The sequence below is a fragment of the Melittangium boletus DSM 14713 genome, from assembly GCF_002305855.1.
GTDB lineage: Bacteria > Myxococcota > Myxococcia > Myxococcales > Myxococcaceae > Cystobacter > Cystobacter boletus.
Genome location: NZ_CP022163.1, coordinates 6191706 through 6205891, shown reverse-complemented (window position 1 = coordinate 6205891; position 14186 = coordinate 6191706). Strand labels below are relative to the sequence as shown.

Here is a 14186-nt window from a genome sequence, read left to right as displayed (position 1 = left end):
CCTCGCCCCTACCGCTTGACGTGGATCATTCCCATTGTGTTGCCATGGCCACCGAAAAAGGAGCCCAGCGCGTCTTCATCGGGCTCATCCTCCTGTCGCTCGCCCTGGTGTTCCTCGTCGCGTATCCCTTCTTCGAGGCCTTCTTCCTGGCCGCGGTGCTGGCGGGCGCCTTTCAAGGCCTGCATAACTGGCTGACGCGGCACTTCCGGGGCCGGCGGGGACTGGCGTCCGGAGTCATCTGCGCCGGCATCATCCTCGCGTTGCTCGCCCCCATCACCGCCATCACCGCCTTCATCGTCACCGAGATCACCCAGGGCGTGGAGTTCGTCTCCAACGTGGTGAACCAGAAGGGCCTGGAAGGCTTGCTGAACTATGTCCCGGGCATGCTCCGGGGCCCGGCCGAGCGGTTGATGCAGAGTCTGCAGAGCGGAAGCGCCAGTGTGTGGCAGACGATCCAGTCGCACGTGTCGAGCCAGGGGACGACGGCGGCCCAGACGGTGGGCGGCATGGTGATGGCCACGGGCACCGTGGCCCTGCAAGCCACGATGATGATGATCGCCCTCTACTTCCTGCTGGTGGATGGAGGGCGCTTGGTGGGGTGGATCGAGCAGGTGTCGCCCTTGCGGCGCGGACAGACGACGGAACTGCTCAATGAGTTCCGGACCGTCACCAAATCCGTGCTGACGTCCTCCGTGCTCACTGCGGGCGTGCAGGCCCTGGCGGCGATGGTGGGCTACTTCATCGCCCGGGTGCCCGCGCCGCTCTTCTTCACGGCGGTCACGTTCGTCTTCGCCCTCATCCCGGCCATCGGCGGCGCGGCGGTGTGCATCGTCGCGGCCCTGCTGCTGCTCGCCACGGGCCACACCGGCTTCGCCATCTTCCTGGCCGCCTGGGGCATCATCGTGGTGGGCCTGTCCGACAACGTCGTCAAACCCATCCTGGCCAAGCGCGGCATGAACATGCACGGCGCGCTCGTCTTCTTCTCGCTGCTCGGGGGCCTGGCCATGTTCGGCGCCATCGGCCTGTTGCTCGGGCCGCTCATCCTGGCCTTCTTCCTCGCCGTGGTGCGCATCTACGAGCGCGACTACGGGGACAGGCGTTCCACGAAACCGCTCATCCTTCCGGAGGAACTCCGCACGGCCCCGACGAGCCCCGCGCCCATGCCGGAGGAACCCCGGGTGAAGCCGTCCGAGCGCATCATCCACGACAAGGCGCACGAGGACAGCCACTGAGGGGAAGGCGGAGGCGCCCGGAGACCCCCACGGGTCCCGGGCGCCACGCCGCGAGGCTCAGGGCTTCACACCCGCGCCACTCACGTTGAGGACGTAGGGGCTCATCGCGCCCGCGTAGCCCACCACCTTCACGTAGTAGGTACCGGGCGCGTCGGCGGTGAAGGTGCCCACCTCGGGGTTGTTGGCGCCGTAGCCTCGCGCCGCGAACAGCACCAGGTCCGACGCCGTGTAGACGTACCAGTCCAGGTTGTCCATGTCGGGCATGGACAGCTTCACCTTCACGGCCCCCGCGTCGGTCACGGTGAACTTGAACCAGTCCACGTCCGTGGCGCTGGAGATGGCGCCGCTCACGTCGGTGTTGGCCGCCACCCGGCCGTTGGCGGTCGCCGGGGTGCCGTTGGACTCGGTCTCCTGGGTGATGGGGGTCGAGGAGTCCGGCGGAGGCGTGGTGCCCGTGATGGCGAAGACGGCGTCGCTGGTGTCGGAGACGGCCGCGTTGGAGGCATCGCTCACGCGCACCCGGGCCGTCGTGGTCACCGTGTTCGGCACCGTCCAGGTGTAGCTGCCCGCGCTGGCGGACGTGCCCGCGGAGATCACGCTCCACGTGCTCCCGTCCACCGTGTACTCCAGCTTGACCTGGGTGACGTCACTCGCCGTCCAGGTGATGGCGCGGCTGCTGCCCACCGTCCAGGCCTCGCCCCCGTTGGGAGACACCACCGTCACGCGGCCCGTGGGAATCGGCGTGGAGCCGTCGTCCTGCACGAGGAAGTCCTTGATGATGGCCATGTGCTGCATGTTGGTGGAGCCGCTGTCGCCGCTCTGAGCGGGGGAGATCTCCGACAGGGGCGAGTACACGCGCGTGTCCACCACCAGGCCCGCGGCGAACGAGCTGGAGCCGATGACCGTGGCCGTCTGCAAGGCGCGCAGGTTGCTGCTCACCAGCACGTGGTCATACGGCTTGCCGCGGCTCGCGTTGGTGTTGACGTTGCCATTCTTGTCCGCCGGGTAGGGGCTCGCCGTGGACACCACGGAGGAGAAGGTGGAGAACAGGGCTTCGCTGCGGTTGTCCGAGTTGAAGTCGCCACCGATGGCCAGGTAGTCACTCGCCGGCACCTTGGACTTGATGTAGTTGACGAGGTTGTTGGCCTCCGTGTTGCGCACGCCGGCGCTCCGGGTGAGCAGGTGCACGCTCACCACCCAGAGGTCCTTGGGCCCTGGGATGTCGATGCGCGCCCAGGCGAAGTCCCGATTGCCCACCTCCGTGTCGGTCCACTCGCCAGACTCGAGGATGGGGTAACGGCTGATGATGCCGTTGGGGATTTGAGCGCCCGTCTCCCGGTAGTAATAGAAGTTCGAGCCGAAGGCCGTGTTGACGAAGGAGCGGATGTCCGCGGCGGAGTTGGAGCCGTAGTTGAACTCCTGGATCATCACGATGTCCGGCTGGGTGCCCTGGAAGATGCGGGTGCCGTGGCCGGGGTCATAGCTCTGGTTGTTGCCGCTGGAGATATTGGCCGCCATGAGCCGCACCCGGACTTCCGCGAGCGAGCCCGCTCGGGAGGACAATCCGGCCTCTGGCGTGCCCTGAGCGGCCTGGGGAGGCCCCTCACCGCACGCGGCGAGGGCCACGGCGAGCAGCGGGAGGAACAACCCGCGAAGGGACCAGCGAGAGGAGGAGGACTTTGGCATCGGGAGGCTTCCTGCCCGCCGCAACGGGCACTGGAGGGAGGGACGGCGCCCCCATCCTTAGTCCAGGAGCCCCCCCCGCGTCTCGCAGCCTCACGGTGAAATTCCAGTATGACGCGCCGCGAGAGCCGAGAACGCGACGACGAGGTAACGCAGGCCCTTGCCGAGGGTCACGAAGCCAACGAAGGGCCCGGCGCGCATGCCCACGAGCCCCGCGGCGAGCACGAACACGTCACCCACGACGGGAAGCCAGGCGAACAGGAGCGCGGGAGCGCCCCACGTCGCCAGTCGCGCCCGGGCCCGCTCCAACCGGGGGCCCTCCTGGGCGCTCCGGCGTTGGACCCAGCGGCCCACGGGCCCCCCGCCCCCGCGCGCCACCCAGGAGCCCAGGAGGTACACGGTGAGCGAGCCCAGCACGTTGCCCAGGGTGGCCACCCCCACCGCCGATGAGGGGGACACGCCGCCATAGACGAGCGCGGCGAGCACCGCCTCGGAGGGCGCGGGCAGGATGGAGCCCGCCACCATCGCCACCAGGAAGAGCCCGGGCAGTCCCCAATGAGCGAGTGTAGAGGCATCGGGCATCAGGCCCTCACCATAGGCCGTCCGGGGGTCATCACCACTCCCTACTCAAGATCCAGATTCCAGGTGCCTTCCTCCCAATTCTTCAACACCTGAGCGGCAATAAAGGGAATCATCCCCTCGCTCTTCGCGGCTTCTTCTAGAACTCCTTTCGCTTCGGCTGTCCTATAGCGAAGCAAGTACGCTGCCGCCTTGACTCGAACATCCATGCGCGGGTGTGCAAGCAAGGAAACCAAGGCAGTCCTTCCGGCATCACCGTGGGCACGCAACTTATCGAACGCCGCCAGATACTTCTTCGCGTGCCGATTACCCGTCTTGGAATCTCCCCTCCAGATCGCATCCGTCTGCCCGGCCACATTGGCAGCGAACTCCTCCACGAACTGCTTTAGATTCACCTCCAAACACCTCTCCTGATATTTTCAATCACCTGCAGGCCGAATTGACGCTGGGCTTCATACGACCGCGACTCAAGACACATCCTGACAGTCAACTCCGAACCAGTGAGCTCCTTCTGGATCGACGAATAGAACGCACTCACCCTATCGTGCAATGACTTCTCCAACTCAATAATATTCTCTGTATTATGAATGGCCTCGGCGCCAAAGCGCTTCGCATTCCGCTTCTCGACAACGTGGTGCCACTCCTTTCCCGCCCCCGCTTTTCCCATGTAACGCTTGAAGGCCACCACTTTCAAGGTCATGTGGAGGGTGCTACCCTAGCGGTCAGGTGGGAGGGTGAAAGCCCACCTGGGCGGAAGTGGGTCCGGGGAGCCGGACGGTCGAGGCAAATTCCTCGCGCCCCATCGCGGAGGAACAAACGTGGCCTTGAAGGCAATCATGGAGCGTTTCACGCAGCGCAGTCCCGTCACGGTGATGGTGCGCCGCACGCTTGAGCATGCCCTGAGTTCGCAATGGATTGATGAGGTATTCGAAGCGAACCGAGAGCAGCAGTACACGCGCGAGTTGCTCTTCTCCTCGGTAGTGGATTTGATGGGAGTGGTGGCGCTGGGACTGCGACCGTCGCTGCACGCCGCGGCGCAGTCCGACCCGGACTTGACCGTCTCGCTGGCGGCGCTCTACGACAAAGTCAATCACACCGAGCCCCAGGTGGTGCGAGCCCTGGTGCAAGGGAGCGCGGAGAGGTTGTTGCCCGTGGTGCGGCCCATGAAGAAGCAGGGGCCGTGGGCGGCGGGTTACCAGGTGCGAGTCTTGGATGGCAATCACCTCCCCGCCAGTGAGAAGCGGCTCAAACCGTTGAGAGAATTCCGAGGAGCTGCGCTGCCCGGACAGTCGTTGGTGGTGTATGCGCCGGAGTTGAGCCTGGTGGTGGATGTGCTGCCGGCTGAAGACGCGCATGCACAAGAGCGGGCGTTGATGGGGCCGGTGTTGGAGCGAGTGCGGGAGGGAGAATTGTGGCTGGCGGACAGGAACTTCTCCACGAGCCGGATTCTGCGCGCGGTGCATGAAAAGAGAGCGGCCTTCATCATTCGAGAGCACGGCGTGTCGCCCAATCCGACTGCGCTGGGGGAGCGGAGGGAAGTAGGCCGAGGGCCAACGGGACGTGTGTACGAGCAGGCAGTGCGAGTGGAGGGGGAAGAGCCGTTGGAGTTGAGACGGATTGAAGTGGAGTTGGAGGAGCCAACAGAAGACGGGGAAACAGCCATTCGGCTGCTCACGAACGTGCCCGAGGAGAAACTGAGCGCCGTGGAGGTAGCGCAGCTGTACAGGAAGCGCTGGACGATTGAAGGGATGTTTGGAGAGTTGGAGGCCGTGCTCGAGAGCGAGGTGCGGAGTTTGGGGAGACCACGAGCGGCGCTGCTGGCCTTTGGGGTGGCGGTACTGGCCTACAATGTGTTGTCGGTGGTGAAAACCGCGGTGGAAGCCAGCCATGACCTGGAGGCTGCCAATATGCAGGTGTCCACCTTTTACATTGCCGCCGAAGTGAAGTTCGCTTACGGAGGAATGATGATGGTGGTGGAGCCGGAGGACTGGAGCGGACAGGAAGTACGGAGCGCGGAGCAGTTGAGTGAGCTCCTGCTGGAGCTAGCGAAGAAGGTGAAGCCTTCCACATTGCGCAAACATCCCCGCGCCGCCAAGAAGAAGGTGAAGAAAGGCTATGTACCGGGAGAGGTGGCGCGCAAGCATGTGGCAACAGCACGTGTGCTCAAGGGCGAGAAAATCTCCTGAACAGCAGACGGAGGCCAACCAAGGCAGGCAAGAGACCAGTAGCACCGCAGCGCCGGGCGCTTCATGGCATGGCTATGTCTGATGGTCTGCCCAGCTTCACTGATGCGCCCTCATCCGCCCTGTCTAAACCATAAAGGTGGCGAGCCACTATTCGACCTTGAAAGGGGTGCGCTTGAAGGCCCTAAACGACTTGAAGGCCCGATATCGCAAGGGGAGAGGCCCGCCACCGTTCGGAGCTTCGGCATTCCCGAACGAAGAGCGTCCATCGCCACCACTCCGCGCGGTCATGGAGATGGCATTGGCTGGCAGAACAAGGCGAATCGTGCCCTCGTTCACGGAGACAACGACTCTCTCGGCATGGGTTGCCGCATCCATCAGGCGAAGCCCGGTGTTTGCCTCCACCGTGCGCGCGGCTTGTCCGAAGCCTGGCAGTTTCGGCCCTTTCGATGCGAGCGCGGCTGTTTCGCCTATCGCCGCCGTCGCCACGATGACGAGAATTCTCACGCTGTTGGGGCCGATGACGCTCCCGAACCGCTCACCCACCGCCCGCAGTTCCGCGAAGGTCGAGGCTTTCGGAGCATCTTCGTAAAGGTGCGCATATGCCCGCAGCAGGTCAAAAAACTCCCATCCGAGATAGCCCCACATGAGCACGGAAAACACAAGAGCCGCGCCCTTCGTCAACGGTTCGGGTGCAAGCAAGAGCGCCATGTAGGCCGTCACGGTGAAACTGAGGGTCGCCAGAACCCGCGTGGGGTTGAGCATGGCCTTCACTTCCGCGTCCATACCATCCAGAGCGGGCCGCACTGCCAGGGCAAGAGCAATGCTCCGCCTATCATTGGCTTGCAGGAGGGGTCCGTCGTCAAACAGAGTCAGACAATCACCCGGAGTGCCGCGCCGCTCGCAAAACCGCCCATAGGAGCGTGACAGTTCTGACCGCCACGCTTCATCACTCAAAGGCGCGGATGCCAGCGCCAGACTCCGGCCGACATACAGAAGGGAACGGGAGGTAGAAACCCGGTAACCGTTCACTGCATTGGCTTGGTTGAAGAGGAGCCGGGCTAGACGTGACCGGAAAAGTGGTACTGGACAAGAGGACGTCTGGCGTGGTGTAGCCAGGGCATGGTGGAGGTGGATGCCCGAGACGCACGGATAGCGCAGCTGGAGAAACGGCTGGAGGCAGCGCTGGAGCGTATCGCGCAATTGGAGGAGGAGAATGAAAGGCTGCGCGAGGAGAATCGATGGCTCAAGGAACGGATGGGGCTCAACTCGAGCAACTCCTCCAAGCCGCCCTCCTCGGATACCCCCGGCACTCCGCGCCAGGGCAAGAGGCCCACGGGCCGCCGTCCCGGAGGCCAGCCTGGGCACAAGAAGCATGAGCGCGCGCTGCTGCCGCCCGAGGACGTGCAGCACGTCGTGGAGTTGGTGCCCAGGGAGTGCCGGGGTTGCAAGCGGCGGCTGAATGGGCAAGACACCGCGCCCCGGCGTCACCAGGTGGTGGAAGTGCCGCCCCTGTCGGCCATTGTCACTGAGTACCGCTGCCATGCACTGCAATGCCCTGGTTGTGGGGTGGTGACGCGCGGGGAAGTGCCCGTGCACGCGCGCAGCGTCTTTGGTGACCGGCTCACAGCGCTCGCCTCGTTGCTGGTGGGCAAGTACCGCTTGTCCAAGCGACTGGTGAAGGACGCTTTGTCAGACATGTTGGGCGTCGAGTTGTCGGTGGGCAGCGTCAGCAACCTGGAGGGCGAGATGTCGGAGGCACTCGCGCCACCGACGGCCGAAGCCCTCGCCTACGTGCAGACCTCGGAGGCGGTCAACGCCGACGAGACGGGGTTTGCACAGGGACGAGAGGGCGGCCGGGCCGGCCGCGCCTGGCTGTGGGTGGTGGCCACTGCGCTGGTAGTGGTGTTCCACATCGCCAGAAGCCGCGGCGGCAAGGTCGCCCGCCAGTTGCTCGGCGCGGACTTCGCGGGCTTCCTCACCACCGACAGGTGGAGCGCCTACGCGTGGGTGGATGCAGGGCTGCGGCAGCTGTGCTGGGCACACCTCACACGCGACTTCCAGGGTTTCATCGACAGGGGCGGCCGGGGTGGGCGGATAGGCAGAGAGCTCATGCGCGAGCGCAACCGCTTCTTCAAGTGGTACCACCGCGTGCGTGACGGCACCCTGTCACGCGAGCGTTTCGAAGAGCGCATGCGCGGCGTGGAACGCAGAGTCGGCCAACTGCTGCGCGCGGCGGCTCTGCGGGCAGAGAAGAAGACGGCCGGCATGGCCCGGGAAATCCTCCAGTGGGAGAAGTGCCTCTGGACGTTTGTCGATGTGCCGGGCCTCGAGCCCACCAACAATTTCGGCGAGCGCTGCATCCGGCACGCCGTCATGTACAGGAAGACGTCCTTCGGCACGCAGAGTGAGGAGGGCAGCCGCTTCGTGGAGCGCATCTTCACCTCCACCACCACCCTCAAGCTGCAAGGCCGTGACGTGCTCGCCTTCCTGACCGAGACCCTCGCCGCGCACCGCCGCGGCCTGCGCGGGCCTTCGCTCCTCCCCTCCGCGCCCGAACCTCAGCTCGCGCTCACCGCCTGAGCTGGTGAACGGTTACGAAACCCGCAGCGGCACGTTGAGCCAAAAAGACGTCAGGGCCGCCATCAGTTCAGAGTCACCGACCCGCACTGGAGCGAAGTCCTTCGGCAGATTCGTGAAGACGACATCGTCATCACCCGTGTCTCCATCGTCAACTTCCGACTCCAGCGCTTCCGAGGAGGCCTGGAGCGGAGGCGGATGGTGGAGGTATGCCGCGCCCACGCGGGCACTCGTGGTGCACGCCGTCATCAGCATCCACACAACCAGCGCCAGGGCCCCGGCGAGAGAGGACTGCCGCGCTCCCATGGCGCGCGAATCGCTAGAATGGGAAGAAGACATTGCCGCATCCCTTCGGGCGAACCGCTCAAGTGGGAAGGCCCTCTCCCTGATTACAGAGGAGGGCAAAAAGCCACGTCAAGCCACTGGCGAGTGAGCCGCGGCGACACTCCCCGATGGAACTCAGGCCGCGACGGCGTGGTCCAACGAGCGCCACGTGCCCAGCGCCCAGTCCTGCTCGTCGGGGTCGTCGAAGCTGACAACACACAGGGCCCGGTGCTCCCCGGACTCGCACAGCGCCGTGAGCCGGTACTCCCCCTCCGCCCCCTGCAACGTGGCGCGTCCGTGCACCCGCTCGCCCCGGTGCTGGAATTCGTAGGGCATGTCCTTCTCGGGCCCCGGAGCAATGCCCTCCACGTCCCTCAACGGCAGGAAGCGCACGCTGCGGCGGTGATCCCTCGCCACCCAACTGCCATCCGCCAGCCGCTGCTCGGCCAACGAGCCGGGAATGCGGATCTCCCACCCCTCGGGCAGCGTCACCTGCACCACCCCACGCCGGTAGCCGCTGAGCGGACCCACGGGGGCCGCGGCCGCGCGCCGGGAGACCTCCTCGGCCAACGTCCCGCCCACGCCCAGATAGCCCAGGACCTGCTGCCACTCGCGCCAGGGATAGGCGAGCGACGGATCCTCCCGCCAGGCTTGCTCCAACAGCCGCGCCACCTCGCGGAACAGGTGACGCTCCTCCTCGAGCAGGGGAGGCCGCCACACCATCTCCGTCCAGATGCGGCTGAGCGCCCAGCCCAGCTTCACCGTGGCCCCCAGGCCCGGCTCCCACCAGGGGAAGATGTCCTGCCCGATCCGGGGGTCCTCCCTCACGGCGCGCAGCCACGCCTCGTCACGAGGGCCCATCGGCGTGAGCACGGCACCGGGGTATTCGAAGCCGCGCCCGGCGCGCAGCGACAACGTGGCCCCTGAATGCCCCTGATGGCGGAAGTCCAGGACGCGCCCGGCCATCTCCCCCAACCAGGCGAGCATGCGCGGTGCGATGCCGCTCGCGTCCCCGGTGTGGAAGTAGCCCGTGGGGTCTCCCACGCCCTCGGTGGTGAGCCCGGGCTCCGCCCAGTCCACCTCGAGCGCCTCACCCAGGTCGTGCAGCACGTCACACAGGAAGCGGTGATAGCCGGGGCCCACCATGGAGGTGTTGGCCGAGACCACCACCCGGCCCTGCCCCGCCGCCACGATGGCCACGTCATCCGCGGCCGGATGCAGGCGAACCAGGAGGATGGGGCCTTGCGAGCTCTCGATGACCCGGCTGCCCTCCAGGAAGGCGTCCGCCGTCTCGCGCAACCAGCCTTCCACGCGCCGCAACCAGGGCCGGGGGGCCTCGGGTCCGGAGACATCGTCGTGTCCGTACCAGCCCGCCAGCAACAACTTCACTCCCATCACGACCTCACCTCTCCGTCCACATGGAGTACCACCCCCCACAACGGGCTCACCAGACGGATTATGTCGCGGCGTGGCGGATGTTCCCGCTCCTCACGACCAGCTCACCTCGTAGTCGACGTCGAGCAGGGCCCGCCGGTGCCCCTGGACGCGGATCCCCTGGGCCGAGGATTGCTCCAGCGCGGCGGTGAGCAATCCCTCGTTGTAGGGCAGGGGCAGGAAGTCCCGGCGCGCCATCATTCGCGCGTGCCGCTCGCCCAACCGCTCCACGGAGCGCTCTCCGTAGCTCAGCGAGGCCCGGCAGCCACTCGGCACCGTGGAGAGCAGCCGGTAGGGATCCGTCCCCGCGAGCGCGAGCATCGTCTTGCCCACCGTGGAGCACAGGAAGTCTCCCGTGCCCCGGCGCCCGAGCAGACGCATGACGGAATCCACTCCCCCCATCGTCGGCCCCAGCGTCTCCGACGCCAGGAAGACGGCCCGGAGGAAGTCCGTCACCGGATAGCTGAAGAAGTCCACGAACTTGCGCTCGCCCACGGCGCGAAAGCACATCGCCCGGAGCTCCTCGCCCCCCAACACCCGGGCGGCCTCCAGCACGCCGTTGAAGAACAAGCCACGACAGGTGTCCGTGGGATTGGCCAGTGCCAGCAGTTGCTCCAGTCCGGGAGCGGAAGCGGCGGTGTCGGGGGAAGAGTGCACGGGTGCGGCTCCTGGGCACGGGCGGCGACGGGGCGGACGGCGCCCATTAGAGCGCAAATCGCCCGGGATCCGTCACGCCGTGCGGACATCGGCGGCACTCTCCAGCCCCAATTCCGCCACCGCGCTCTCCCGCATCCGGAATTTCTGGATTTTTCCGGTGACGGTCATGGGGAACTCCTCCACCAGCTTCCAATACCGGGGAATCTTGAAGGTGGAGATGCGGCCCGTGCAGAAGCGGGTGAGGTCCTCGGGGGCCGCGGTGGCGCCGGGCTTGAGCTTCACCCAGGCCATCACCTCCTCGCCGTACTTCACGCTGGGCACGCCGATGACCTGGGCCTCGCTGATGGCCGGGTGGGTGTGGAGGAACTCCTCGATCTCGCGCGGGTAGATGTTCTCACCCCCGCGGATGATCATGTCCTTGATGCGGCCGACGATCTTCACGTAGCCGTCCTCGTCCAGGGTGGCCAGGTCCCCCGTGTGCATCCATCCGGCCGCGTCGAGCGCCTGACGGGTGGCCTCGGGGTTGTTCCAGTAGCCGAGCATCACGCTGTAGCCGCGCGTGCACAGCTCCCCGGGCGTGCCCCGAGGCACCACCGCGCCGCTCGCCGGGTCGATGATCTTCACCTCCACGTGGGGGTGCACCCGGCCCACGGTGGTGACGCGCTTGTCGAGCGGATCATCCAGGGCGCTCTGCGTGGACACGGGCGAGGTCTCCGTCATGCCGTAGCAGATGGTGACCTCGCGCATGTTGAGGCGGGATTGCACCTGCTTCATCACCTCGATGGGGCACGGAGAGCCGGCCATGATGCCGGTGCGCAGCGAGGAGAAGTCGAACTCACCCAGGCGCGGATGATCCAGCTCGGCGATGAACATGGTGGGCACGCCATAGAGCGCGGTGCAGCGCTCCTCCATCACGGCCTTCATCACCGCGAGCGGGTCGAACGCCTCGCCCGGAATCACCAGCGTCGAGCCATGGGACGTACAGGCCAGGTTGCCCATGACCATGCCGAAGCAATGGTAGAAGGGCACGGGCACGCACACCCGATCCTCGGGCCCGAGCCGCAACGCCTCGCCCACGAAGAAGCCGTTGTTGAGCACGTTGTGGTGGCTGAGCGTGGCGCCCTTGGGAAAGCCCGTGGTGCCCGACGTGTATTGGATGTTGATGGGGTCGTCGAACTGAAGCGAGTCCTCGCGCTCGGCGAGCGAGGCCTCGCTCACGCCCTCCCCTCCCGCGCACAGCGAGGCCCAGTCCTCCTCCAACACCAGCGCGACACGCAGCTCCGGGCAGTTCGGACGGACCTGGGCGAGCATCTCCTGGTAGTTGGACTGGCGGAAGCCACGCGACAACAACAGCACTCGGGTGCCGGACTGGTTGAGCGCGTACTCCAGCTCCGCCGTCTTGTACGCCGGGTTGAGGTTCACCAGGATGGCGCCAATCCGGGCCACGGCGTACTGGATGACCACCCACTCGAAACGGTTGGGGGACCAGAGTCCCACCCGGTCGCCCTTCTCCACGCCGAGGGCGAGCAGGCCCCGCGCCACCCGGGAGGTCTCCTCCCAGAGCTGACGCCACGTGGCACGGTACCCCTGGGAGAGGACGATGAGGGCCTCGCGCTCGCCCCACCGCTCGACGGTGCGGCGCAGGTTCTGGCCAATGGTCTCCCCGAGCAAGGGAGTCGTCCCGGTGCCATGGACATAGGAAGGAGAAGGCATGACCGGGGATGATGTTCGCGAGACGCCGGAGCGCGCAAGGCACGAGGCGTCAGGTTCTCCTCAAGCGGACTCCTCGGCACCCGCCTCCGCGTCCTCTTCCCACTCCCGCTCCCGGGGAACATCCACCAGCGCACCCAACGGGTAGATAATGAGGTGGCGCTTGGGCTCGCTGCCGTGGCTCACCGCCTCCAGGTGATAGCGCGACACGAGCCGGTGCTGGAGCTTGCGCAGCCGTGGAGGGCTCGGGGCCAGGGGCACTTCCACCCCCTCCTTCAACACCCGGTGGATGGCGTTCTCCGCCTCGAGCACCGCCTCGCGCACCCGGCCCTCGTTCTCGCCCTCGGCGAGGAGGAACGCGTCGCGCAGCACCCGCCGCATCTCCGAGGCGCTGTTGCGCTTGATGGCCAGCACGGGCACCCCCGCCTTGTCCGCCATGCCACGCAGCTTCGGATCATTGGCGCGAGAGCGCAGCGTGAGGACGAGATCCGCGCTCTCCAGCCGGCCCACCACCTTCGCGTCCACGCCCAGGTCGCGCAGCACGCGCTCGAGCAGATCGCGGCTGACCGCATGGGCATACACCCGCGTGGTTCCCTGGCGCAGGCCGGGTTGCCGCCGGGACGTGTCCTCGGAGGAAACCGGCTCGGCGGGACGGGGGCCGGACGCGACGCGGGAGGGCCGCGGATTCGCCGCCGCCCGGGGCCTCGGCGGGGGCGGCTCCTCCCGGACCGCCGCCACCGGCTCGACCGGGGCCTCCACCACTTCCACCTGCCCCTCGACGAGTTGACGCCGCTCCCCGCCCACGCGCTCACCCGCGAGCAACCGGTCCACGGATTGAGCGGTGTCGCGGTGCACCAGCACCTCGTCCCGGGTCGCCATCTCCACCACCACGTCGAAGGTGGGAGGGGCGCGGCGCTCGCTGATCGTCTTCTGCGTGCGACGGCGCCGGGCCTCCTCGTCGCTCAGCGTGACGGTGTGCACGCCCCCCACCAGGTCCGAGAGCGTGGGGTTGAGCACCAGGTTCTCCAGCGTGTTGCCATGGGCCGTGGCCACGAGCTGCACGCCCCGCTCGGCGATGGTGCGGGCCGCGGAGGCCTCGGCCGAGGTGCCAATCTCATCGACGATGATGGCCTCGGGCATGTGGTTCTCCACCGCCTCGATCATCACGTCGTGCTGGCGGTCCGGCCGCGACACCTGCATGCGGCGCGCGCCGCCGATCCCGGGATGGGGGATGTCGCCATCTCCTCCAATCTCATTGGAGGTGTCCACCACCATGACGCGCTTGCCGAGGTCATCGGCGAGCACGCGCGCCACCTCGCGCAACTTGGTCGTCTTGCCCACTCCAGGCCGGCCGAGCAGCAGGATGTTGAGCCCCGTGCCGATGAGATCCTTGAGCATGTCGATGGTGCCGAAGATGGCTCGGCCCACGCGCAAGGTGAGACCCACCACCTTGCCCTGACGGTTGCGGATGGCGGAGACGCGGTGGAGCGTGCGCTCGATGCCGGCGCGGTTGTCCTCGCCCACGTTGCCCACCTGCGCGAGCACCTGCTCCAGATCCTTCCGGGTGACGAACGTCTCGGAGAGCCGGACCACGCGCCCGGTGAGCCGGGCCTCGGGCGGGCGGCCCAGGTCCATCACCACCTCGAGCACCTCGGAGGGAGGAAGGGCTCGGACGGAGGAGCGCAGGGCCTCGGGGAGGACACCCACGAGGAGCAGGAAGTCATCGTGGGACTCGGTGTCTCGCGGACTCATGACGAGACTCAAGTTGCCCCCTTTCATGGCGCGTTGCACGAAAGGATCGCAA

At 66.7% G+C, this 14186-nt stretch carries 11 protein-coding genes and 2 pseudogenes; 3 read left to right on the top strand and 10 right to left on the bottom strand.

Features of this window, described 5'->3' with window-relative positions:
- Window positions 1-44 precede the first annotated feature (44 nt).
- On the top strand, window positions 45-1232 hold the full coding sequence (locus MEBOL_RS25990; RefSeq protein ID WP_095979982.1) for an AI-2E family transporter: 1188 nt from the start codon (window positions 45-47) through the stop codon (window positions 1230-1232).
- A 57-nt stretch (window positions 1233-1289) separates the two neighbouring features.
- Here the strand turns inward: MEBOL_RS25990 and MEBOL_RS25985 are convergent, their stop codons facing one another.
- The 4 genes and pseudogenes from MEBOL_RS25985 to MEBOL_RS25970 form a co-directional block, all read right to left on the bottom strand.
- A complete protein-coding gene (locus MEBOL_RS25985; protein ID WP_095979981.1) occupies window positions 1290-2918 on the bottom strand; it encodes an endonuclease/exonuclease/phosphatase family protein in 1629 nt (542 codons plus the stop codon).
- A gap of 90 nt (window positions 2919-3008) precedes the next feature.
- A complete protein-coding gene (locus MEBOL_RS25980) occupies window positions 3009-3497 on the bottom strand; it encodes a YqaA family protein (RefSeq protein WP_095979980.1) in 489 nt (162 codons plus the stop codon).
- Between the two features lie 41 nt (window positions 3498-3538).
- Window positions 3539-3889, bottom strand: coding sequence for a DUF2019 domain-containing protein (locus tag MEBOL_RS25975; RefSeq protein ID WP_095983013.1), 351 nt, complete (start codon window positions 3887-3889; stop codon window positions 3539-3541).
- Window positions 3886-4173: pseudogene (locus MEBOL_RS25970) on the bottom strand (AHH domain-containing protein); the annotation flags it as partial. The pseudogene MEBOL_RS25970 and the gene MEBOL_RS25975, both read right to left, overlap by 4 nt.
- 193 nt (window positions 4174-4366) lie before the next feature.
- Between MEBOL_RS25970 and MEBOL_RS25965 the strand changes: the two are divergent.
- Complete coding sequence (locus MEBOL_RS25965) at window positions 4367-5680, top strand: IS4 family transposase (protein ID WP_095982608.1); 1314 nt, start codon at window positions 4367-4369, stop codon at window positions 5678-5680.
- A 168-nt stretch (window positions 5681-5848) separates the two neighbouring features.
- On the opposite strand, the pseudogene sitA5 reads toward MEBOL_RS25965, so the two are convergent.
- A pseudogene (gene sitA5 / locus MEBOL_RS25960) lies at window positions 5849-6697 on the bottom strand (SitA5 family polymorphic toxin); the annotation flags it as partial.
- A 102-nt stretch (window positions 6698-6799) separates the two neighbouring features.
- Between sitA5 and tnpC the strand changes: the two are divergent.
- Entirely contained in the window at window positions 6800-8260 is a 1461-nt protein-coding gene (gene tnpC, locus MEBOL_RS25955; RefSeq protein WP_095979977.1) for an IS66 family transposase, read from the top strand.
- 12 nt (window positions 8261-8272) lie between these two features.
- On the opposite strand, the gene MEBOL_RS25950 is transcribed toward tnpC, so the two are convergent.
- The 5 genes from MEBOL_RS25950 to MEBOL_RS25930 all read right to left on the bottom strand — a co-directional run bounded on the left by MEBOL_RS25950 (window position 8273) and on the right by MEBOL_RS25930 (window position 14134).
- Window positions 8273-8563 carry a hypothetical protein gene (locus MEBOL_RS25950; RefSeq protein WP_157775486.1) on the bottom strand — a complete coding sequence of 97 codons (291 nt, stop codon included), beginning with the start codon at window positions 8561-8563 and terminating at the stop codon, window positions 8273-8275.
- A gap of 153 nt (window positions 8564-8716) precedes the next feature.
- The gene (locus tag MEBOL_RS25945; protein ID WP_095979975.1) at window positions 8717-9976 is read right to left on the bottom strand and encodes a hypothetical protein; all 1260 of its coding nucleotides are present in this window, start codon (window positions 9974-9976) and stop codon (window positions 8717-8719) included.
- Between the two features lie 93 nt (window positions 9977-10069).
- Window positions 10070-10672: a DUF2378 family protein gene (locus MEBOL_RS25940; protein ID WP_157775484.1), complete on the bottom strand. Its 603-nt coding sequence runs from the start codon at window positions 10670-10672 to the stop codon at window positions 10070-10072.
- A 72-nt stretch (window positions 10673-10744) separates the two neighbouring features.
- Complete coding sequence (locus MEBOL_RS25935; protein ID WP_095979973.1) at window positions 10745-12385, bottom strand: AMP-binding protein; 1641 nt, start codon at window positions 12383-12385, stop codon at window positions 10745-10747.
- 60 nt (window positions 12386-12445) lie between these two features.
- Window positions 12446-14134, bottom strand: a complete 1689-nt coding sequence (locus tag MEBOL_RS25930) for a R3H domain-containing nucleic acid-binding protein (protein ID WP_245918856.1) — start codon at window positions 14132-14134, stop codon at window positions 12446-12448.
- Between the last annotated feature and the right edge of the window lie 52 nt (window positions 14135-14186).

Bases quoted from the DNA above. Each gene is read 5' to 3' on its own strand.
- MEBOL_RS25935 (WP_095979973.1), bottom strand. From the start codon at position 12,385: ATGCCTTCTCCTTCCTATGTCCATGGCACCGGGACGACTCCCTTGCTC.
- MEBOL_RS25985 (WP_095979981.1), bottom strand. From the start codon at position 2,918: ATGCCAAAGTCCTCCTCCTCTCGCTGGTCCCTTCGCGGGTTGTTCCTC.
- MEBOL_RS25950 (WP_157775486.1), bottom strand. From the start codon at position 8,563: ATGGGAGCGCGGCAGTCCTCTCTCGCCGGGGCCCTGGCGCTGGTTGTG.
- tnpC (WP_095979977.1), top strand. From the start codon at position 6,800: ATGGTGGAGGTGGATGCCCGAGACGCACGGATAGCGCAGCTGGAGAAA.
- MEBOL_RS25965 (WP_095982608.1), top strand. From the start codon at position 4,367: ATGGTGCGCCGCACGCTTGAGCATGCCCTGAGTTCGCAATGGATTGAT.
- MEBOL_RS25980 (WP_095979980.1), bottom strand. From the start codon at position 3,497: ATGCCCGATGCCTCTACACTCGCTCATTGGGGACTGCCCGGGCTCTTC.
- MEBOL_RS25990 (WP_095979982.1), top strand. From the start codon at position 45: ATGGCCACCGAAAAAGGAGCCCAGCGCGTCTTCATCGGGCTCATCCTC.
- MEBOL_RS25945 (WP_095979975.1), bottom strand. From the start codon at position 9,976: ATGGGAGTGAAGTTGTTGCTGGCGGGCTGGTACGGACACGACGATGTC.
- MEBOL_RS25930 (WP_245918856.1), bottom strand. From the start codon at position 14,134: ATGAGTCCGCGAGACACCGAGTCCCACGATGACTTCCTGCTCCTCGTG.